At 57.9% G+C, this 18,873-nt stretch carries 17 protein-coding genes and 1 pseudogene; 10 read left to right on the plus strand and 8 right to left on the minus strand.

Annotated elements, in window-relative coordinates; genetic code table 11:
* The first annotated feature begins 79 nt into the window (after window positions 1-79).
* Together CYR52_RS01235 and CYR52_RS01240 are read left to right on the plus strand one after the other, a co-directional pair.
* Window positions 80-2,140 carry an alpha-amylase gene (locus tag CYR52_RS01235; protein ID WP_101827809.1) on the plus strand — a complete coding sequence of 687 codons (2,061 nt, stop codon included), beginning with the start codon at window positions 80-82 and terminating at the stop codon, window positions 2,138-2,140.
* A 110-nt stretch (window positions 2,141-2,250) separates the two neighbouring features.
* Entirely contained in the window at window positions 2,251-3,501 is a 1,251-nt protein-coding gene (locus tag CYR52_RS01240; protein ID WP_101827810.1) for a valine--pyruvate transaminase, read from the plus strand.
* Window positions 3,502-3,571: 70 nt separating this feature from the next.
* On the opposite strand, the gene ibpB is transcribed toward CYR52_RS01240, so the two are convergent.
* Entirely contained in the window at window positions 3,572-4,018 is a 447-nt protein-coding gene (gene ibpB, locus CYR52_RS01245) for a small heat shock chaperone IbpB (RefSeq protein ID WP_072927789.1), read from the minus strand.
* A gap of 182 nt (window positions 4,019-4,200) precedes the next feature.
* Window positions 4,201-4,611 (minus strand): small heat shock chaperone IbpA, encoded by a 411-nt coding sequence (gene ibpA / locus CYR52_RS01250; protein ID WP_072927791.1) that lies wholly within the window; start codon window positions 4,609-4,611, stop codon window positions 4,201-4,203.
* Window positions 4,612-4,937: 326 nt separating this feature from the next.
* On the opposite strand from ibpA, the gene CYR52_RS01255 reads away from it, so the two are divergent.
* Complete coding sequence (locus CYR52_RS01255; protein WP_175558136.1) at window positions 4,938-5,276, plus strand: YceK/YidQ family lipoprotein; 339 nt, start codon at window positions 4,938-4,940, stop codon at window positions 5,274-5,276.
* A 60-nt stretch (window positions 5,277-5,336) separates the two neighbouring features.
* Here CYR52_RS01255 and CYR52_RS01260 read toward each other — a convergent pair whose 3' ends face one another.
* Window positions 5,337-6,620 (minus strand): YidR family protein, encoded by a 1,284-nt coding sequence (locus CYR52_RS01260; RefSeq protein WP_101827811.1) that lies wholly within the window; start codon window positions 6,618-6,620, stop codon window positions 5,337-5,339.
* A gap of 276 nt (window positions 6,621-6,896) precedes the next feature.
* Between CYR52_RS01260 and CYR52_RS23045 the strand changes: the two are divergent.
* Both CYR52_RS23045 and CYR52_RS01265 read left to right on the plus strand, forming a co-directional pair.
* Window positions 6,897-7,043 (plus strand): annotated as a pseudogene (locus CYR52_RS23045) (FlmC family protein); the annotation flags it as partial.
* A complete protein-coding gene (locus tag CYR52_RS01265) occupies window positions 6,988-7,104 on the plus strand; it encodes a Hok/Gef family protein (protein ID WP_420912790.1) in 117 nt (38 codons plus the stop codon). The pseudogene CYR52_RS23045 and the gene CYR52_RS01265, both read left to right, overlap by 56 nt.
* Window positions 7,105-7,199: 95 nt before the next feature.
* On the opposite strand, the gene yidA is transcribed toward CYR52_RS01265, so the two are convergent.
* The 5 genes from yidA to dnaA all read right to left on the minus strand — a co-directional run bounded on the left by yidA (window position 7,200) and on the right by dnaA (window position 14,295).
* Window positions 7,200-8,015, minus strand: coding sequence for a sugar-phosphatase (yidA, locus tag CYR52_RS01270; protein WP_072927797.1), 816 nt, complete (start codon window positions 8,013-8,015; stop codon window positions 7,200-7,202).
* Between the two features lie 179 nt (window positions 8,016-8,194).
* Window positions 8,195-10,609, minus strand: a complete 2,415-nt coding sequence (gyrB, locus tag CYR52_RS01275) for a DNA topoisomerase (ATP-hydrolyzing) subunit B (RefSeq protein WP_072927798.1) — start codon at window positions 10,607-10,609, stop codon at window positions 8,195-8,197.
* Between the two features lie 19 nt (window positions 10,610-10,628).
* Window positions 10,629-11,717, minus strand: a complete 1,089-nt coding sequence (recF, locus tag CYR52_RS01280) for a DNA replication/repair protein RecF (RefSeq protein ID WP_072927800.1) — start codon at window positions 11,715-11,717, stop codon at window positions 10,629-10,631.
* An 84-nt stretch (window positions 11,718-11,801) separates the two neighbouring features.
* Window positions 11,802-12,902, minus strand: a complete 1,101-nt coding sequence (gene dnaN / locus CYR52_RS01285) for a DNA polymerase III subunit beta (protein ID WP_072927801.1) — start codon at window positions 12,900-12,902, stop codon at window positions 11,802-11,804.
* A gap of 4 nt (window positions 12,903-12,906) precedes the next feature.
* The gene (gene dnaA / locus CYR52_RS01290) at window positions 12,907-14,295 is read right to left on the minus strand and encodes a chromosomal replication initiator protein DnaA (RefSeq protein ID WP_101827813.1); all 1,389 of its coding nucleotides are present in this window, start codon (window positions 14,293-14,295) and stop codon (window positions 12,907-12,909) included.
* 679 nt (window positions 14,296-14,974) lie between these two features.
* On the opposite strand from dnaA, the gene rpmH reads away from it, so the two are divergent.
* From rpmH to mnmE, 5 genes are all read left to right on the plus strand, one after another.
* On the plus strand, window positions 14,975-15,115 hold the full coding sequence (gene rpmH, locus CYR52_RS01300) for a 50S ribosomal protein L34 (RefSeq protein WP_015842368.1): 141 nt from the start codon (window positions 14,975-14,977) through the stop codon (window positions 15,113-15,115).
* Between the two features lie 18 nt (window positions 15,116-15,133).
* On the plus strand, window positions 15,134-15,493 hold the full coding sequence (rnpA, locus tag CYR52_RS01305; protein ID WP_072927804.1) for a ribonuclease P protein component: 360 nt from the start codon (window positions 15,134-15,136) through the stop codon (window positions 15,491-15,493).
* On the plus strand, window positions 15,457-15,714 hold the full coding sequence (gene yidD / locus CYR52_RS01310; protein ID WP_072927806.1) for a membrane protein insertion efficiency factor YidD: 258 nt from the start codon (window positions 15,457-15,459) through the stop codon (window positions 15,712-15,714). The genes rnpA and yidD overlap by 37 nt, the downstream gene beginning before the upstream one ends.
* Before the next feature lie 2 nt (window positions 15,715-15,716).
* Complete coding sequence (gene yidC / locus CYR52_RS01315) at window positions 15,717-17,357, plus strand: membrane protein insertase YidC (RefSeq protein WP_072927808.1); 1,641 nt, start codon at window positions 15,717-15,719, stop codon at window positions 17,355-17,357.
* Window positions 17,358-17,454: 97 nt separating this feature from the next.
* On the plus strand, window positions 17,455-18,819 hold the full coding sequence (gene mnmE, locus CYR52_RS01320) for a tRNA uridine-5-carboxymethylaminomethyl(34) synthesis GTPase MnmE (protein WP_101827814.1): 1,365 nt from the start codon (window positions 17,455-17,457) through the stop codon (window positions 18,817-18,819).
* Window positions 18,820-18,873: the final 54 nt, after the last annotated feature.

Consider the following 18,873-nt stretch of genomic DNA (forward strand, 5'->3'; position numbering starts at 1 on the left):
GGGGAGGAGGCGGATTTCTATACAACCCGCACACTGTCATGGCTCTCTCCGACCCCGTTAACCAGGAAGATGGATCGCCATGAAATTTCTCGCCTTTGCTGCCCTGTTTCCGCTCTCTGCGCTCGCCCAGTGGAGCCTGCCCGCCTTTCCCCCGCTCACTGAGCAGCCGCCCGGCCTGTTTACCGGCAGCGCCGCGCTGAAGAAAGGGCAACAGCCGTTACAGTTCACCCATGACGAGCAGTGCTGGCAGCCCGCCGGTGCCGTGCGCCTTAACCAGACGCTCTCTCTGCAACCCTGCGGCACTACCCCAGCGCCCGCCTGGCGGCGCTTTCGTGACGGGCAGTATCAGGTGCAGGTGGATACACGCAGCGGCACGCCGACCCTGCGGCTGACAATAAAAGAGAGCGAAAGCCCGGCTGCGGCGCCGGTTGCCGTTTGCCCGCGCTGGGACGGCAAACCGCTGACGGTCGCGGCCGGCCCGCTGTTCCGGGAAGGCGAAACAGTGCGCGACGCCTATTCCGGCCAGATGACACAGGTCAAAGACGGGCAGATTACCCTGCAACCGGCTCCCGGCAGCGGCGGCCTGCTGTTGCTGGAGGCGGCCGACAGCCCGGCCGCTGCGCCGTTTAACTGGCATAACGCCACGGTCTATTTTGTGCTGACCGATCGTTTCGCCAACGGCAACCCGGATAACGATCACAGCTATGGCCGCCTCCCGGACGGGAAGCAGGAGATCGGCACCTTCCACGGCGGCGATCTGGCCGGGCTGACGCAAAAACTCGACTATCTGCAACAGCTCGGCATCAACGCGCTCTGGATCAGCTCGCCGCTGGAGCAGATCCACGGCTGGGTCGGCGGCGGCACCAAAGGGGATTTCCCGCACTATGCCTACCACGGTTACTACATGCTCGACTGGACGCGGCTCGATGCCAACATGGGCAACGAAAATGACCTGAAACGGCTGGTGGATGAGGCGCACCGGCGCGGCATCCGCATTCTGTTTGATGTGGTGGTGAACCACACCGGTTACGCCACGCTGGCTGATATGCAACAGTTCGGCTTCGGCACGCTCTACCTGAAGGATGCAGAGCGGGAAAGGCTGCTGGGCAAAAACTGGACGGACTGGACGCCCGGCACCGGCCAGACCTGGCACAGTTTCAATGATTACATCAATTTCGGCGACAAAGCGGGCTGGGCAAGCTGGTGGGGTAAAAACTGGATCCGCACGGACATCGGTGATTATGACGCACCAGGCTACGACGACCAGACCATGTCACTGGCGTTCCTGCCGGACATTAAAACCGGGTCCGCCACTGCCGCCGGGCTGCCGGTGTTCTACCGGCATAAACCGGATACCGCTGCCCGTGAGATCCCTGGTGCGACAACGCGTGACTACCTGACCCACTGGCTGAACCAATGGGTGCGTGACTACGGCATTGACGGTTTCCGCGTCGATACCGCCAAACATGTGGACAAAGCCACACTGGCGCAGCTTAAGCAGCAGGCTGCCACTGCGCTGGCAGCGTGGAAAGCGGCGCACCCCCAACAGGCGCTGGATAACGCACCATTCTGGATGACCGGCGAAGCCTGGGGGCACGGCGTGCTGAAAAGTGACTATTATCAGCACGGTTTTGACGCAATGATTAATTTCGATTTCCAGGATCAGGCCGCGGGCGCGCTCGGCTGTTATGCACAGATCGGCCCTGTTTATCAGCAGATGGCGGAAAAATTGCAGGAGTTCAATGTACTGAGTTACCTCTCTTCCCACGATACCCGGCTGTTCTTTAATGAGGATGCAAAAGGCGACCTGCACGCGCAGCAACGTGCCGCTGAATTGCTGTTACTGGCCCCCGGCGCAGTACAGATCTATTACGGCGATGAGAGCGGCCGCCCGTTTGGCGCAACCGGTTCTGACCCGATTCAGGGCACCCGTTCAGAGATGAACTGGGCGCAATTACAGGCGCCTGCACATGCGGCATTGCTGGCGCACTGGCAAAAAATCTCGCAGTTCCGGGCGCGGCATCCGGCAGTGGGTGCCGGTCAGCAGCATATGCAGCCCGATCAGCGCTATTTCGCGTTCAGCCGCTCCCTGAACCGCGACCGGGTATTGGTGGTCTGGGCCGGGAACCCTGCGCCCTGAACCGGTGCCTGAAAAAGCCTGTTACCGTGGAAACCGGACACTGATTGCACCTGCCTCTCAGTAGCGTTAAGGTGAATCACCACACACCGATAACAACTGATTAGCATTTTATGAAGTTTTCACGTTTTGGCGAAAAATTTACCCGGTTCTCCGGCATCACCCGCCTGATGGGCGATATGAATGACGGCCTGCGTACGCCGGGCGCGGTGATGCTGGGCGGCGGCAACCCCGCGCAGATCCCGGAGATGCAAACCTATTTCCAGCAGTTGTTTGACGAGATGCTGGCGCAGGGCAAGCTGAATGAGGCGCTGTGTAACTATGACGGCCCCCAGGGCAAGGATGCGCTGCTGCGCGCCCTGTCCGGCATGTTGCGTGAGGAGCTGGGCTGGGAGATCTCTCCGAAAAATATCGCCCTGACCAACGGCAGCCAGAGCGCCTTCTTCTACCTGTTTAATCTGTTTGCCGGTCGCCGTGCTGACGGCAGCATGGGCCGCGTGCTGTTCCCGCTCGCGCCGGAATACCTCGGTTATGCCGATGCCGGGCTGGATGAAGACCTGTTCGTCTCGACCAAACCCACCATCGAACTGCTGCCGGGCGGCATGTTTAAATACCACGTCGATTTTGATCATCTGAACATCACCGATGACATCGGCGTGATTTGCGTTTCCCGCCCCACCAACCCCACCGGCAATGTGCTGACCGATGAGGAGCTGATCCGCCTGGATGCGCTGGCGCAACAGCACGATGTGCCGCTGCTGATTGATAACGCCTACGGCGTGCCGTTCCCCGGCATTATCTTCAGTGAGGCCACGCCGTTGTGGAACCCGAATACCATTCTCTGCATGAGCCTGTCGAAACTCGGCCTGCCCGGCGCGCGCTGCGGCATCGTGATCGCCGATGAGAAAGTGATCACCGCCATCAGCAATATGAACGGCATCATCAGCCTGGCACCGGGCGGCATCGGCCCGGCGATTGCCACGGAGATGATTGAGCGCGGCGATCTGCTGCGCCTGTCAGAGGAGGTGATCCGCCCGTTCTACTTCGAACGTGTCCACCACACGATTGAGATTTTGCGCCGTTACCTGCCGGAAGAGCGCTGCCTGATCCATAAACCGGAAGGGGCGATTTTCCTCTGGCTCTGGTTCAAAGACCTGCCGATCACCACCGAAACCCTCTACCAGCGCCTGAAGCAGCGCGGGGTGCTGATGGTGCCGGGCAACTACTTCTTCCCCGGCCTGGCGCATGAATGGCCGCATACCCACCAGTGTATGCGCATGAACTATGTGCCGGACCCGGCGGTCATCGAGCGCGGTGTCGCGATCCTGGCCGAAGAAGTGGCGCGCGCCCACGCAGAAGGCTGATAGCCATAAAAAAGGGAGAGCCAGAGGCTCTCCCTTTTTTTACGCGCGTGTTAACGGCAACGGTGCGGCATCAGCTCTGCTGGTTTTCCAGCGCCGGGCGGCTGGTGCTGTTACCGATGGCAATGCGCTGCGGCTGAAGTTCAGCCGGGACTTCGCGCACCAGGTCGATATGCAGCAAGCCGTTGGTGAACTCCGCCTGCGTGACCTGCATATGCTCAGCCAGCGTAAAGCTCAGGCTGAACTCTTTGCAAATCAGCCCCTGATGCAGGTACTGCACCTCTTTTTTCGGGGGCGTCGGCGTGCCGCGCACGGTCAGCCGTGGGCCTTCGACTTCAATATCCAGCTCATCCTGTTTGAAGCCGGCCAGCGCCAGCGAAATGCGGTAGTGGTTGTCATCGCTTTTTTCGATGTTATAGGGCGGGAAGCCCTGGGCATCCGGGCCGCCCTGCATGGAGCTGGCCAGTTTGTCGAAGCCAATCCACTGACGCAGTAAAGGGGACAGATCGTAATTACGCATACTAAAACTCCTTCTATGAAGCGAGATAATATTCCCGGCGAACCGGGCAGCCTCCTGACGGCAGGCTGTAAGGGAAAAAGGGGGCAGTGATACCCGGTTTTCAGGGTGAATTAATTCACGATGAAATTAACTCACCGCAATGTCATCACTATGTCATATATATTAAGTAAACCTTTTGGGGCTTATTTAATTTCGATCCGGCGTGGTTTCAGGGTTTCCGGTACAATACGTTCCAGATCGATAAACAGTAACCCGTTTTCCAGATTGGCGCCTTTTACCTGAATATGTTCTGCCAGCTGGAATTTGCGCTCGAAATTGCGTTCGGCAATGCCCTGATATAAATAGGTACGATCCGCCGGCGGGTTGGCGCGCGCGCCTTTCACCACCAGCAGGTTGTCATGGGCGGTGATATCCAGCTCGTTGTCAGCAAAACCGGCGACCGCAATAGCGATGCGATAATGGTTTTCATCCACCAGCTCAACGTTGTAAGGTGGGTAGCCGCCGCCCTGATTCTGGCCGGACTCAATCAAATTAAACAGGCGGTCAAAGCCGATGGCGGAACGGTATAACGGGGCAAGATCATAATTACGCATTTTCTTCTCCTGACAGGCAGCGAGTGAATAAAAAGCCTTCCGGTTGGACAGGCTGCGGTGTGAATACCCTGACGGCGTACTCTTTTCCTACCGCAATAATAAAATGGTGTCAGCGCCACGCTTTTCAAGATCATTTTTTTACTTTTTTTTGCCGCTTTTTTTGTCCTGCGCAAAACAACCCGGCGAAATCTGCCTGATGATTTACACTGAAATGAGACGACCGCCACAGTGCCTATGTGTGAGCACTTCAACAAGAGCGGACTAATGCTATAAGTCTGTCAACACAGCAGACATACCAGCACGCAGCATGGGATGGGTTTACTATGATAAGAACAGCATTATTGCCGATAGCAACCGGCTGGGCATTGATGGCCACTGCCGGCTGCTCCAGCGTAATGAGCCATACCGGCGCCGATCAGGGGTATTACCCCGGCACCCGCGCCAACGTGGAAATGATGAAAAGTGACGAGACCAGTTGGGCGCTGACGCCGCTGCTGGCCGTTGACCTGCCGTTCAGCGCCGTCGCCGACACGCTGATGCTGCCGTATGACTACTACCGCGCCGGGCGGGACAAAGCCCCCGATTCGCCGCGTGAACGCATTCGCCAGAGCGAAGCCCGAACCCTGGCGACCAGCGGTGCCACCCAGGTTGCCGTGGCACCCTGAGGGACGGGGCCAGCGCGTTAAAAGGCCGGGGATCGGCACGACTCCCCGGCCTTTTGCTGTTCAGTGAACGTCGGTAACAAACAACTGCGCACGGCCGTCAAGGTTACGCATAAATGCCACCCGGTTGCCGTCCGGCGAGATCACCACTGCGTCACCCAACGGCGGCGCCTCAGTGCGTGCGGTCAGCCGTGACATTGCACCGGTGACGGCATCGCACAGCATTACGCTGTTATCACAGATCAGGGCCAGCTTTTTGCCGTCTGCCCGCCAGCTGAACGCCGATTGGATCGGGTGCGGGCCGTGGGTAATCTGGCGCGGTTCGCCGCCATTCGGGGAGATACCCCATACCTGCACCACACCCTGCGCATCTTTCATCAGAAACGCAATCTCACTGCCGTCCGGCGATGCCCGCAGCCAATGGCGCGGCTGGCTGACCACGCCGGGAAAGGCACGCCCGGTGGTAAAGGTCAGCCGCCGTTGCATGACCCCACGCGGCGGGGCCGGCATCGCGGTTTCCGTGCCCTGCAACGGAATGTCACCGGCGTGGGCCAGGTCGGCATCGTTCTCCGGCAAATCCACCACAAACACTTCCGGCACTTTCTCACCTGACGGCGCGCGGGTATCGCCGATAAACGCCAATGCCCAACGCTGGCGGCGGCCATCCTGTTTCACATAGCCCTCCCGGCCGATCCACCCCTCCTCGTAAGCGCGGCTAATCTCATCGCTGCCGGGCTGGGGTTGCGGCGTGGTGCGGCTCACCAGCACACAAAAGTGGCTGCCGTCATACTCGCGCGGGTGGTGTTTTGCCGGGGCAACCGCATGCAGCGGCACGGCAATGCCGACGTTGCGTAAATCCAGCGCCGGATCGCGCATATGCAGCACATGATCGTTATAGGTAAAACTGAGGCGGCTGCCGTCCGGGCTGAAAACATGCACATGGCTGCCGCCGCGTAATGCGCCGGGCGTATAGGGCGCAGTGATGCTCAGGGCATCCAGCGTGACGGCTTCGCTGCGATCCGGCTCACTGACAATCACACCGCGCCGGTGGTGGAAATCGTAACGCCATTCGCTGTCCGGTCGTTCCGGGCCGTGGATAAAGGCGTACCGGGCCGGTGCGTCCGGGCTGACTGTGACGACGCCGACATGCGCACCGTCACGCGCGGTATAGATAACCTCCGTGTTACCGTTCGTCACGTTAACCCGTTCAATCGTCAGCCCAGTAAACTCCCCGCCATGGGGGCGGACGTCATACACCAGCCACTGGCTGTCGGGTGTCCAGACATTGATATTGGTCAGTTGATGGCCGCGGTCATCAAAGGTCAATTGCGTTTCATTTGCCACGATAGTGTTCCTGTTGCGCGTATAGCGTCAGGTTAACCGATCCTGCGGGCGCTGCAAGATAAGGGGAGATTCCGGATAGAGGCATTGTCAGGAAATATAGGTTTCACATGCAATATACCGGCAACGATATATAAATAAAATCCTAAATAATCAAAATGTTGTGCAGAAAAAAGAAAGGCGTATGCTACCGGCGGGTGCCTGGACATGTCTGTTCCGGGCCATCCGGTGCAGACAAAGAAAAGGCCCCACTCGACGTTAATCTAAGTGAGGCCTATCTGTATGCTTGAACAACATCAGGTTAGCCTTTTACCCGCCGCGAGGCAAGGAATCGGAGGCCAATATGCTGCAAAAAAGTGGGGTTATTTGTGTGATCGTTATCTGTATCACCCTATTGATATTTATATGGATAACGCGCAGTTCGCTCTGCGAAGTGCGGATCAACAATAACGATATCAACGTTGCAGTCATCCTGGACTACGAATCCTGAGGGTAAGGCAACCGGGGCGGGCATGTGTCCGCCCCTTCGTTGCGACGCATCGCTGCCATGCACCCTTTCAACAAGCCCGCTTCGGCGGGCTTTTTTCAGGCGTTCAGCACGAATTTTTCAATCGCATACGCGACACCGTCTTCCGTGTTGTTTTTGGTGATATATTGCGCGGATTCTTTCACTTTATCGATCGCGTTGCCCATCGCGACCCCCAGCCCGGCATATTGCAGCATCGCAATATCATTTTCCTGATCGCCCAGCGTCATAATGTTTTCACGTGGAATATTGAGTGTCTGCGCCAGCGCCTTCACGCCCTCGCCTTTATTGACGCGCTTATTCAGGATTTCGAGGTAGTATTCCGCGCTTTTCATGATGGTATAGCGTGCTTTGACCTCGTCCGGGATACGGCGGATCGCATCATCCAGAATCTCCGGCTCATCAATCATCATCACTTTCGGGAAGGTGAGTGAGCGGTCCATCTCCTCGACACTGCGGTATTTAAACGGCATACCGGTCAGGTTAGCCTCAAACACCGTATAGCGGCTGATGTCTTTGTTGGCGGTATAGAGCGTGGAGTGGGTCAGCGCGTGGTAATGCACGCCCAGCTCACGCGACAGGTTTTCGAAGAACAGATAGTCATCGAAAGAGAGGGTGACTTCTGCCACACACTCCCCATTAATCGCGCGCTGCACCAGGGCCCCGTTATTGGTGATGCAGTATTCCCCCTCTTCCTGCAAATTCAGTTGCATCAGGTAACGCTCAACACCGATGTAGGGGCGGCCGGTGGCCAGAACAACCCGGACGCCCTGTTTACGGGCGGCAGCTATGGCCTGCTTCACGGCCGGGGTCACTTCATGCTGCGGGTTGAGCAGCGTGCCGTCCATATCGATTGCGATTAATTCAATAGCCATAGCATCCTCAGTGTCAGGGAAAGGTAGTGCGTCATGCTAACGTGATTAAGCGCACATTAATAGAACAGCGCTGCACGCGTTTTTCTGAAAAAAAAATCCGGCCGCAGTGACCTGGGCCGGATTAGTTTTTCGCGCATGGGGAAAGCAATCAGAAAACAATCGCTTACTGCTGCCAGAAATCAGATATCGATATTGGCGGCTTTCAGGGCGTTCTCTTCGATGAAGGCACGACGCGGTTCCACGGCATCCCCCATCAGGGTGGTAAACAGCTGGTCAGCGGCAATCGCATCCTTGACGGTAACGCGCAGCATACGGCGGCTTTCCGGGTCCATCGTGGTTTCCCACAGCTGTTCCGGGTTCATCTCACCCAACCCTTTATAACGTTGGATCGCCAGGCCACGGCGTGACTCTTTCACCAGCCACTCCAGCGCCTGTTCAAAACTGGCCACCGGCTGACGGCGTTCGCCACGTTCGATGAAGGCATCTTCTTCGATCAGCCCACGCAATTTCTCGCCCAGCGTACACAGCTTGCGGTATTCGCCGCCATGAATGAAGTCGAAGTCCAGCTCGTAATCGGTGTCCACGCCATGTGTACGGATGCGCAGCACCGGTTCGAACAGCTGACGCTCACGGTTTTCGCGTACCACGGCATTGTAGGTGCTGCCGTGCTGCTCTTTCTCATTCAGCGCGCTGACCAGTTGCTCCATCCACGCCTGCACTTTCGCCTGATCGCTGAGGTCACCTTCTGCCAGCGTCGGCTGGTAGATCAGGTTATTCAGTAATGCACGCGGGTAACGGCGCTCCATGCGGTTGATCAGTTTCTGGACGCTGTAATGCTCTGCCACCAGCTTCTCCAGCGCCTCACCGGCCAGGGCCGGGGCGTGGGCGTTGCTGTGCAGCGTAGCACCGTCCAGCGCGATGGAAATCTGGTATTGATCCATCGCTTCATCATCTTTGATGTACTGTTCCTGCTTGCCTTTTTTCACCTTGTAAAGCGGCGGCTGGGCGATAAACACATGGCCACGCTCGATGATTTCCGGCATCTGACGGTAGAAGAACGTCAGCAGCAGGGTACGGATGTGCGAACCGTCGACGTCAGCATCGGTCATGATGATGATGCTGTGGTAGCGCAGCTTGTCCGGGTTGTATTCGTCACGCCCGATGCCGCAGCCTAAGGCGGTGATCAGGGTGGCGACTTCCTGGGAAGAGAGCATCTTGTCAAAGCGCGCCTTCTCCACGTTCAGGATTTTCCCTTTCAGCGGCAGGATCGCCTGGTTTTTACGGTTACGGCCCTGTTTGGCGGAGCCGCCCGCGGAGTCACCCTCCACCAGGTAGAGTTCAGAATGCGCCGGGTCACGCTCCTGGCAGTCCGCCAGTTTGCCCGGCAGGCCGGCCAGATCCAGCGCACCCTTGCGGCGGGTCATTTCACGGGCTTTACGCGCCGCTTCACGCGCACGGGCTGCATCGATGATTTTGCCGACGACGATTTTCGCATCGTTCGGGTTTTCCATCAGATAGTCCACCAGCTTCTCGTTCATCAGCGACTCAACCGCGGATTTCACTTCTGACGACACCAGCTTGTCTTTGGTCTGGGAAGAGAATTTCGGGTCCGGCACTTTCACGGAGACCACGGCAATCAGCCCTTCACGCGCATCGTCACCGGTGGCGCTGATCTTGGACTTCTTGCTGTAACCCTCTTTGTCCATGTAGCTGTTCAGGGTACGGGTCATCGCGGCACGGAAGCCGGCCAGGTGCGTACCGCCGTCACGCTGCGGGATGTTGTTGGTGAAGCAGTAAATGTTTTCCTGGAACCCGTCGTTCCACTGCAACGCCACTTCCACGCCGATGTCATCTTTTACGGTGGAGAAGTAGAAGACGTTCGGATGGATCGGGGTTTTGTTTTTGTTCAGGTACTCAACAAACGCCTTGATACCGCCTTCGTAATGGAAGTGGTCTTCCTTGTCCGTGCGCTTGTCACTCAGGCGGATCGCCACGCCGGAGTTCAGGAAGGAGAGCTCACGCAGGCGTTTTGCCAGAATGTCATACTGGAATTCGGTGTGGTTGGTAAAGGTCGCGTAGCTCGGCCAGAAGCGCACCATCGTACCGGTCTGCTCGGTTTCCCCGACGACTTTCAACGGCCCCTGCGGTTCACCCATCGCGTAGGTCTGCTCATGCACTTTCCCTTCACGGCGGATAACCAGCTCCAGCTTCTCGGACAGGGCGTTAACCACTGACACACCCACGCCATGCAGGCCGCCGGACACCTTATAGGAGTTGTCGTCGAATTTACCGCCGGCGTGCAGTACGGTCATGATGACCTGCGCCGCGGAAACGCCTTCCTCTTCGTGAATACCGGTCGGGATACCGCGCCCATCATCCTGTACGGAAACAGAATTATCAGCGTGGATAGTGACCTGAATCTCTTTACAGTGGCCCGCGAGTGCTTCGTCGATAGCGTTGTCCACAACCTCGAATACCATGTGGTGCAGACCGGTGCCGTCATCGGTATCGCCGATATACATGCCCGGGCGCTTGCGCACCGCGTCCAGCCCTTTTAATACCTTGATACTTGAGGAGTCATAAGAATTCGACATCAACGTTTCTCACTCATTTTTAGTCCTGTGGTTGAACGGTTATTTTACCCTGTTCTACGCGGAACATCTTGCCCTTTTCACCTGCCATATCGGTTACTTGCTCAGCGCTGACGGCGCTGACAAAGACCTGGGCCTGGGTCGCTTTCAGGCGTTGTGCCAGAAGGCGGCGACGGTCGGTGTCGAGTTCAGAGGCAAAATCGTCAATCAGATACAGGCAACGCCGCCCGTTCTGTCGGGTGAGGAACTCACCCTGCGCCAGCCGCAGCGCGCACATCAACAGCTTAAGCTGGCCGCGGGAAAGCAGGTCTTCTACCGGGGTGCCCTCCGCGCGGATGCGGAAGTCGGCCTTGTGCGGGCCAACGGCGGTATAGGTGAGCGCCCGGTCACGCTCGAACTGCCGCGCCAGCAGCTCTGCATAGTCGCTCTCTTTATCCCAGCCGCGCTGGAAAGAGAAACTCAGGGCAAACTCCGGCAGGAACTGCGCGCATGTGGCGGTAATGTCGGCGGCGATGGCGTCACTGTAGGCCGCGCGCCATTCGCTGATGCGCTCCGCCAGCGGCACCAGCTCTTGATCCCAGGCGCGCAGCTGTGAATAACGGCTGACCTGGCGCAGCGCGGCGTTGCGCTGCTTGAGCAGCCGTTTCAGGTTGCTCCAGGCCTGGAAAAAACCGGGATCGTTATGGAAACAGCCCCAGTCGAGGAAAGCGCGCCGGTACTTTGGCCCGCCGTTCAGCAGGGTAAACCCTTCAGGCGTGATCAGCTGCATCGGCAACAGGTGCGCCAGCTCCGCCACTTTATGGCCGTCACCGCCGTCGATACGGACTTTGGTGTCGCCCTGGCGGCTTTTCGCCAGCCCCACCGCCACTTCGCGCTCACCGCCGGTGTCGATCCGCCCGTGCAGCACAAACTCCGGCTGGTCGTGGCGGATCACCCGTCCGGCTTGCAAGCTGCGGAACGCGCGCCCGTGCCCCAGCGTATAGACCGCTTCCAGCACGCTGGTTTTACCGCTGCCGTTGGCCCCAACCAGAAAGTTGAAGCCGGCATCCAGCGGCAGGTCTGCCGATTCGATATTGCGGAAGTCTTTAATCAGGAGGCGCGTCAAAGCCATGTCATCGGGCAACCACTGTGGTGGCAGAGGTCACGCCGTGACCTCTGCCGGTTTCAGGAATAGATATGGGGGCAAAATGACCAATTACAAGCGCATTGGCATGACAACGTAGGCCGCTGCCTGGCTGGCGTCATCCTCAATCTGTACGCTGGATACGGAGTCCGTGAGCAGCAGGCGCACGTTCTCGCACTTCAGTGCGTTGAGCACATCCAGCACGTAGCTGACGTTGAAGCCGATCTCCATCTCGGTGCCGTCATAGATGACATCCAGAATCTCTTCCGCCTCTTCCTGCTCGGGGTTATTGGCGGTGATCTTCAGCTGGTTATGGCTGACATACAGCCGCACGCCGCGGAACTTTTCGTTGGAAAGAATAGCGGCACGGGCAAACGCCTGTTTCAGCAGATCGCAGCCTGCCTGCAGGGTTTTGTCCGGGTTTTTCGGCAATACGCGGCGATAGTCCGGGAAACGGCCATCCACCAGCTTGGAGGTAAAGATGAAATCACCCACATGCGCACGGATATTGTTGCTGCCAATCTGCAATTGCAGCGGCGTGTCACCGCCGTCCAGCAGACGCACCAACTCCATGACCCCTTTGCGCGGCACAATCACCGAGTGCGACGGCAAAGATTGACCCACCGGCATTGAACACACCGCCAGGCGGTGGCCGTCAGTGGCGACGGTACGCAACTCTTCGTCTTCGGTTTCGAACAACATACCGTTGAGGTAGTAACGCACATCCTGATGCGCCATCGAGAACTGCGTGGCTTCAATCAGGCGCTTCAGCGTGGCCTGCGGCAGGGTGAATTCCACCTCGCTTTGCCAGTCATCCAGGTTGGGGAAATCGGTCGCGGGCAGCGTAGAGAGCGAGAAACGGCTGCGGCCGGAGCGCACCAGCATCCGCTCGCCGTCCAGCATCACGTTGATCTCCGCGCCTTCCGGCAGGCCCCGGCAGATGTCGAAGAATTTACGTGCCGGTACGGTGGTTGCGCCCGGCTCATGTGCGCCGGACAGCGCCACGCGCGCCACCATTTCCATTTCCAGGTCGGTACCGGTCAGCAGCAACACGCCGTCCGTGACCTGCAACAGCAGGTTACCCAGAATCGGCAACGTTGGCCGGCCGCCCAGCGGGCTGCTGACCTGTTGCAACGGTTTTAACAGATGCTCACGTTCAACAATAAATTTCATAGCGCTACGAGGATAATGTTCTGATTAAATTGGAAAAATCTTCTTTGATGTCGTGGCTTTCTTCACGCAGCTGCTCGATCTTGCGGCAGGCGTGCAACACCGTGGTGTGGTCGCGGCCACCAAACGCGTCGCCGATTTCCGGCAAACTGTGGTTGGTCAGCTCTTTGGCCAGCGCCATCGCCATCTGGCGCGGGCGGGCCACGGAACGTGAGCGTCGTTTCGACAGCAGGTCAGCGACCTTAATTTTATAATATTCAGCCACTGTTTTCTGAATATTATCGATGGTGACCAGCTTCTCCTGCAGGGCCAGCAGGTCACGCAGGGCTTCACGCACGAAGTCAATCGTGATGGCCCGGCCGGTGAAGTTCGCGTTGGCGATCACGCGGTTCAGTGCGCCTTCCAGCTCACGCACGTTAGAGCGCAGGCGCTTGGCAATAAAGAAGGCCACTTCACCCGGCAGGCGGATGTCATTCTCATCCGCTTTTTTCATCAGGATCGCCACACGGGTTTCCAGCTCCGGCGGCTCAATGGCCACCGTCAGCCCCCAGCCAAAGCGGGACTTCAGCCGGTCTTCCACGCCGTTAATCTCTTTCGGGTAGCGGTCAGAGGTCAGGATAATCTGTTGGTTGCCTTCCAGCAGCGCATTGAAGGTGTGGAAAAACTCCTCCTGCGAGCGCTCCTTATTGGCAAAGAACTGGATGTCATCGATAAGCAGTGCGTCAACCGAGCGATAATAGCGTTTGAACTCTTCAATGGCGTTGTTTTGCAGCGCCTTGACCATGTCCTGCACAAAGCGCTCAGAGTGCATATAGACCACTTTCGCATTGGCCTTGCGCGCCATAATGCCGTTGCCCACCGCGTGCAACAGGTGGGTTTTACCCAGGCCGGTGCCGCCATAAAGGAACAGCGGGTTGTACGCGCCGCCGGGGTTGTCCGCCACCTGGCGGGCCGCCGCGCGCGCCAGCTGGTTCGACTTACCCTCAACGAAGTTATCAAAGGTGTGCTTGGGGTTGACGTTGGAGCGGTAAGAAAGCTCCGGCTGCAATGCGGCGCGGTCCCAGCTTGGCCGGGCAGGGGCCGCACGGACCACCGGTGCCGCCGGGGCGCTGATGCTCGCCGCCGCGACATCCGCCATCGCCGGCATCGCGGGCTTGCTGCCCACTTCAAAACGCAGCAACGGCGCGTCCGGGCCACAGAAGTCATTCAGCAACCCGTTGATGTTGTTTAAGTATTTATCGCGAACCCAATCCAGGACGAAACGGTTTGGGGCATACAGTGCCAGGGTATTGTCACTCAGTTCCGCCTGTAGGGGGCGTATCCACATACTAAATTCTGTGGCAGGTAATTCATCCTGCAATCGGGCAAGACACTGCTGCCAAAGCGAAAGTGACACGGCGGACTCCACTCGAACAAGATCAACAAAAGAAAAGGATCAGGATACGTTTTAAATTCATGATTTTTGACACATGCCAGTTTTTGCAGAGGCAGCGGCATGCGAACCGATTTTGACGGTTTGTGTCCGCCGTGATCCAGCGGTGGGATCGCGATCGGAATGGCGGATCATAACGCAATCCGCAAAAGAGATCCTCCCCTTCCTCACAGATTAGATCCTTTTTATCCACAGGTTTTCGTTTCCCTGTGACTTTCCTGGTGACATACCCTGGGAAAAGGCGATCCGGAGGCGAAACTAAGTGTACGCTATCGGGCTAAAAATGCCGCACCTTCGGCCCAGCCTGTGAATAAAAGAGAATTGTCCGAAGAGTGAGCAACAGGATCGTGAAACCCCTCATAGGATCGGCCTGCGATCCTTGCGCTTTGTTGACGAGTCCGTATAATCTTCGCCCTACGTGTGATGCCTGTGTTCCTGATGGTCCAACCAGACGGGATAGGTGGTGACCACGGGCCACTTGGTAAACAACCGGGTAGGCGTGCAATGTGAATTGACTCAGGACTGTACAATTATTACAATCCCGCTTCTTTATATGTTGCGATTGAGGCGTCGGTCGTTGTCACGCCGAATAGCCAAACGCGTTTACTGATCAGTAATTATTTAAGTTTAGGTAGAAATCGCTATGAAACGCACTTTCCAACCGTCCGTACTGAAGCGCAACCGTAGCCACGGTTTCCGTGCTCGTATGGCCACCAAAAATGGTCGTCAAGTTCTGGCCCGCCGTCGTGCGAAAGGCCGTGCTCGTCTGTCTGTTTCTAAGTAATAAAAGCTAACCCTCTTAGTGGGCAAGCTCGCATTTCCCAGGGAGTTACGTTTGTTAACTCCCACTCATTTCACTTTCGTCTTCCAGCAGCCACAACGGGCTGGCACGCCGCAACTGACTATACTCGGCCGCCTGAACACGCTGGGGCATCCCCGCATCGGTCTTACCGTCGCCAAAAAGAACGTCAAACGCGCCCATGAACGCAACCGGATCAAACGCCTTACGCGTGAGAGCTTCCGTTTGCATCAGCATGAGCTGCCGCCGATGGACTTTGTGGTGGTCGCGAAAAAAGGAATTCAAGACCTTGATAACCGGGCGCTGACGGAAGCGTTGGAAAAATTATGGCGCCGCCACTGTCGCCAGGCTCCCGCCTCCTGATCGGGCTGATACGCGGCTATCAGCTATTTATCAGTCCGTTACTGGGGCCACATTGCCGCTTCAGGCCCACCTGCTCTCACTATGGAATTGAGGCATTAGGCCGTTTCGGCATGGTAAAAGGCAGTTGGTTGACAATCAAACGCGTATTAAAATGCCATCCCCTGAACCCAGGTGGCGATGATCCGGTGCCGCCGAAAACCGACAATAACAGAGAACACTAACGATGGATTCGCAACGCAATCTCTTTCTCATCGCTCTGCTGTTTGTGTCTTTCATGATCTGGCAGGCCTGGCAAACGGACCATGCTCCGCAACCGGCCAACCAGACCACGCAACAGACTGCCAACACAGCCTCCGGTGATGCTTCCAGCCAGGCGGTTCCCGCCAGTGGCCAGGGTAAACTGATCACCGTTAAAACGGATGTTTTGTCACTGACAATCAACACCCGCGGCGGCGACATCGAACAAGCGCTGCTGTTAGCCTACCCGCACACCCTGGGTTCAGAACAGCCGTTCCAGTTGCTGGAGACTTCCCCGTCCTTTGTTTATCAGGCGCAAAGCGGCCTGACCGGCAAAAATGGCCCGGACAACCCGAACAACGGCCCGCGTCCGCTGTTCCAGACGCCTCAGGACACCTTCACCCTGGCTGAAGGCCAGGACGAGTTGCGTATCCCGATGACCTACACCGACGCCCACGGCGTGGTGTACACCAAAACCTTCGTGCTGAAGCGCGGCCAGTATGCGGTTAACGTTGACTACAATATCAACAACGCCAGCACCACGCCGCAAGAGATGACCCTGTTCGGCCAGCTCAAGCAGACGGTTGACCTGCCGAAGCACCGCGACACCGGCAGCAACAACTTTGCCCTGCACACTTACCGTGGCGCGGCCTTCTCCTCTTCTGATGACAAGTACAAGAAGTACAGCTTCGATGACATCAAAGATGAGAACCTGAACATCACCACGCAAGGCGGCTGGGTAGCGATGCTGCAACAGTACTTCGCCACCGCGTGGGTGCCGTCGGCCAAAGACAGCAACACCTTCTACTCCACCAGCATGGGCAGCGACCTCGCCGCCATCGGCTTTAAAGGCGTGCCGTTTGTGGTGCAGCCGGGTGCGCAGCAGAATGTGTCCGCGATCTTGTGGGTCGGCCCGGAAATCCAGGACAGAATGGCCGCAGTGGCACCGCACCTTGACCTGACCGTAGATTACGGCTGGCTGTGGTTCATCTCCCAACCGCTGTTCAAGCTGCTGAAGTTCCTGCACAGCTTCATCGGTAACTGGGGCTTCTCGATCATCGTCATCACCTTTATCGTGCGCGGTATCATGTACCCGCTGACCAAGGCGCAGTACACCTCGATGGCGAAGATGCGTATGCTGCAACCGAAAATCCAGGCTATGCGTGAGCGCCTGGGTGACGACAAGCAGCGCATGAGCCAGGAAATGATGGCCATGTACAAGGCAGAGAAAGTGAACCCGCTGGGTGGCTGCCTGCCGCTGATTATCCAGATGCCAATCTTCCTGGCGCTGTACTACATGCTGATGGGCTCCATCGAGCTGCGCCATGCGCCGTTCGCCCTGTGGATCCATGACTTGTCCGCACAAGACCCGTACTACATCCTGCCGATTCTGATGGGCGTGACGATGTTCTTCATCCAGAAGATGTCGCCGACCACGGTAACCGACCCGATGCAGCAGAAGATCATGACCTTTATGCCGGTCATCTTCACGGTGTTCTTCCTGTGGTTCCCGTCTGGCCTGGTGCTGTACTATATCGTCAGTAACCTGGTGACCATCCTCCAGCAGCAGATGATTTACCGTGGCCTGGAAAAACGTGGCCTGCACAGCCGTGTGAAAAAGAGTTAATCCGCACCGGTAAGCGACGGAAAGCATAAAGAAGGCGGTCAGATGACCGCCTTCTTTTTTATTTGATTCGTTAACGCCCACTACCAAAGAGAACGCTATGAGTACCACCGATACGATCGTTGCGCAGGCAACGCCACCGGGCCGCGGCGGCGTCGGCATTTTGCGTATTTCCGGCCGGGCTGCCCGCGAGGTGGCCGAGGTCGTGCTCGGTAAACTGCCTAAACCGCGCTACGCCGACTACCTGCCGTTCCGCGACGCTGACAACAGCACGCTGGATCAGGGTATCGCGCTGTGGTTCCCCGGCCCGAACTCCTTTACCGGGGAAGATGTGCTGGAACTTCAGGGCCACGGCGGGCCGGTGATTCTGGATTTGCTGCTGAAACGCATCCTGGCGCTGCCGGGCGTGCGTATCGCCCGGCCGGGCGAGTTCTCAGAGCGGGCCTTCCTGAATGACAAACTCGACCTGGCGCAGGCGGAAGCCATCGCTGACCTGATCGACGCCAGCTCCGAGCAGGCGGCACGTTCAGCGATGAACTCGTTGCAGGGCGCCTTCTCCACCCGTATTCACCAACTGGTAGAAGCCCTCACCCACCTGCGCATCTATGTGGAAGCGGCGATCGACTTCCCGGATGAGGAGATCGACTTCCTCTCTGACGGCAAAATTGAAAAGCAGCTCAATGCGGTGATGGACGATCTGGACGCCGTCCGCGCCGAAGCGCGCCAGGGCAGCCTGTTGCGTGAAGGGATGAAAGTGGTGATCGCCGGGCGGCCGAATGCCGGCAAATCGAGCCTGCTGAATGCGCTGGCGGGCCGTGATGCCGCGATTGTCACTGACATCGCCGGCACCACCCGCGACGTGCTGCGCGAGCATATTCACATCGACGGTATGCCGCTGCACATCATCGACACCGCCGGGCTGCGTGACGCCAGCGATGAAGTCGAGCGCATCGGCATTGAGCGCGCCTGGAAAGAGATTGAGCAGGCAGACAGCGTGCTGTTTATGGTGGACGGCACCACCACCGACGCGGTAGAGCCTGCTGAGATCTGGCCGGAGTTTATGGCACGCCTGCCTGCCAGCCTGCCGATCACCGTGGTACGCAACAAAGCCGATGTCACCGGGGAAACGCTGGGCATCAGTCGCATCCACGACCACACGCTGATCCGCCTTTCCGCCCGCACCGGCGACGGCGTGGACGTGCTGCGTGAGCACCTGAAGGCCAGCATGGGCTTCAATACCAATATGGAAGGGGGCTTCCTGGCTCGCCGCCGCCACTTGCAGGCGCTGGAACAGGCGGCACAGCATCTGGTGCAGGGCAAGGATCAGCTGCTGGGTGCCTGGGCAGGTGAACTGCTGGCGGAAGAGCTGCGGCTGGCGCAGCAGGCGCTGAGTGAGATAACCGGGGAATTTACCTCGGATGACCTGCTCGGCCGCATCTTCTCCAGCTTCTGCATCGGCAAATAACACGCCGCTGCCTGAGGTAAAAAGCCCGCGTTAACGCGGGCTTTTTTATTGTTG

The sequence above is a fragment of the Chimaeribacter arupi genome (assembly GCF_002858805.1).
GTDB classification, from domain to species: domain Bacteria; phylum Pseudomonadota; class Gammaproteobacteria; order Enterobacterales; family Enterobacteriaceae; genus Chimaeribacter; species Chimaeribacter arupi.

What these genes read in the sequence shown, in the direction of transcription:
- rpmH (WP_015842368.1), top strand. Translation starts at nt 14,975, where the DNA reads ATGAAACGCACTTTCCAACCGTCCGTACTGAAGCGCAACCGTAGCCAC.
- yidD (WP_072927806.1), top strand. Translation starts at nt 15,457, where the DNA reads ATGGCGCCGCCACTGTCGCCAGGCTCCCGCCTCCTGATCGGGCTGATA.
- yidC (WP_072927808.1), top strand. Translation starts at nt 15,717, where the DNA reads ATGGATTCGCAACGCAATCTCTTTCTCATCGCTCTGCTGTTTGTGTCT.
- yidA (WP_072927797.1), bottom strand. Translation starts at nt 8,015, where the DNA reads ATGGCTATTGAATTAATCGCAATCGATATGGACGGCACGCTGCTCAAC.
- recF (WP_072927800.1), bottom strand. Translation starts at nt 11,717, where the DNA reads ATGGCTTTGACGCGCCTCCTGATTAAAGACTTCCGCAATATCGAATCG.
- CYR52_RS01235 (WP_101827809.1), top strand. Translation starts at nt 80, where the DNA reads ATGAAATTTCTCGCCTTTGCTGCCCTGTTTCCGCTCTCTGCGCTCGCC.
- gyrB (WP_072927798.1), bottom strand. Translation starts at nt 10,609, where the DNA reads ATGTCGAATTCTTATGACTCCTCAAGTATCAAGGTATTAAAAGGGCTG.
- CYR52_RS01240 (WP_101827810.1), top strand. Translation starts at nt 2,251, where the DNA reads ATGAAGTTTTCACGTTTTGGCGAAAAATTTACCCGGTTCTCCGGCATC.
- mnmE (WP_101827814.1), top strand. Translation starts at nt 17,455, where the DNA reads ATGAGTACCACCGATACGATCGTTGCGCAGGCAACGCCACCGGGCCGC.
- ibpA (WP_072927791.1), bottom strand. Translation starts at nt 4,611, where the DNA reads ATGCGTAATTATGATCTTGCCCCGTTATACCGTTCCGCCATCGGCTTT.
- dnaN (WP_072927801.1), bottom strand. Translation starts at nt 12,902, where the DNA reads ATGAAATTTATTGTTGAACGTGAGCATCTGTTAAAACCGTTGCAACAG.
- ibpB (WP_072927789.1), bottom strand. Translation starts at nt 4,018, where the DNA reads ATGCGTAATTACGATCTGTCCCCTTTACTGCGTCAGTGGATTGGCTTC.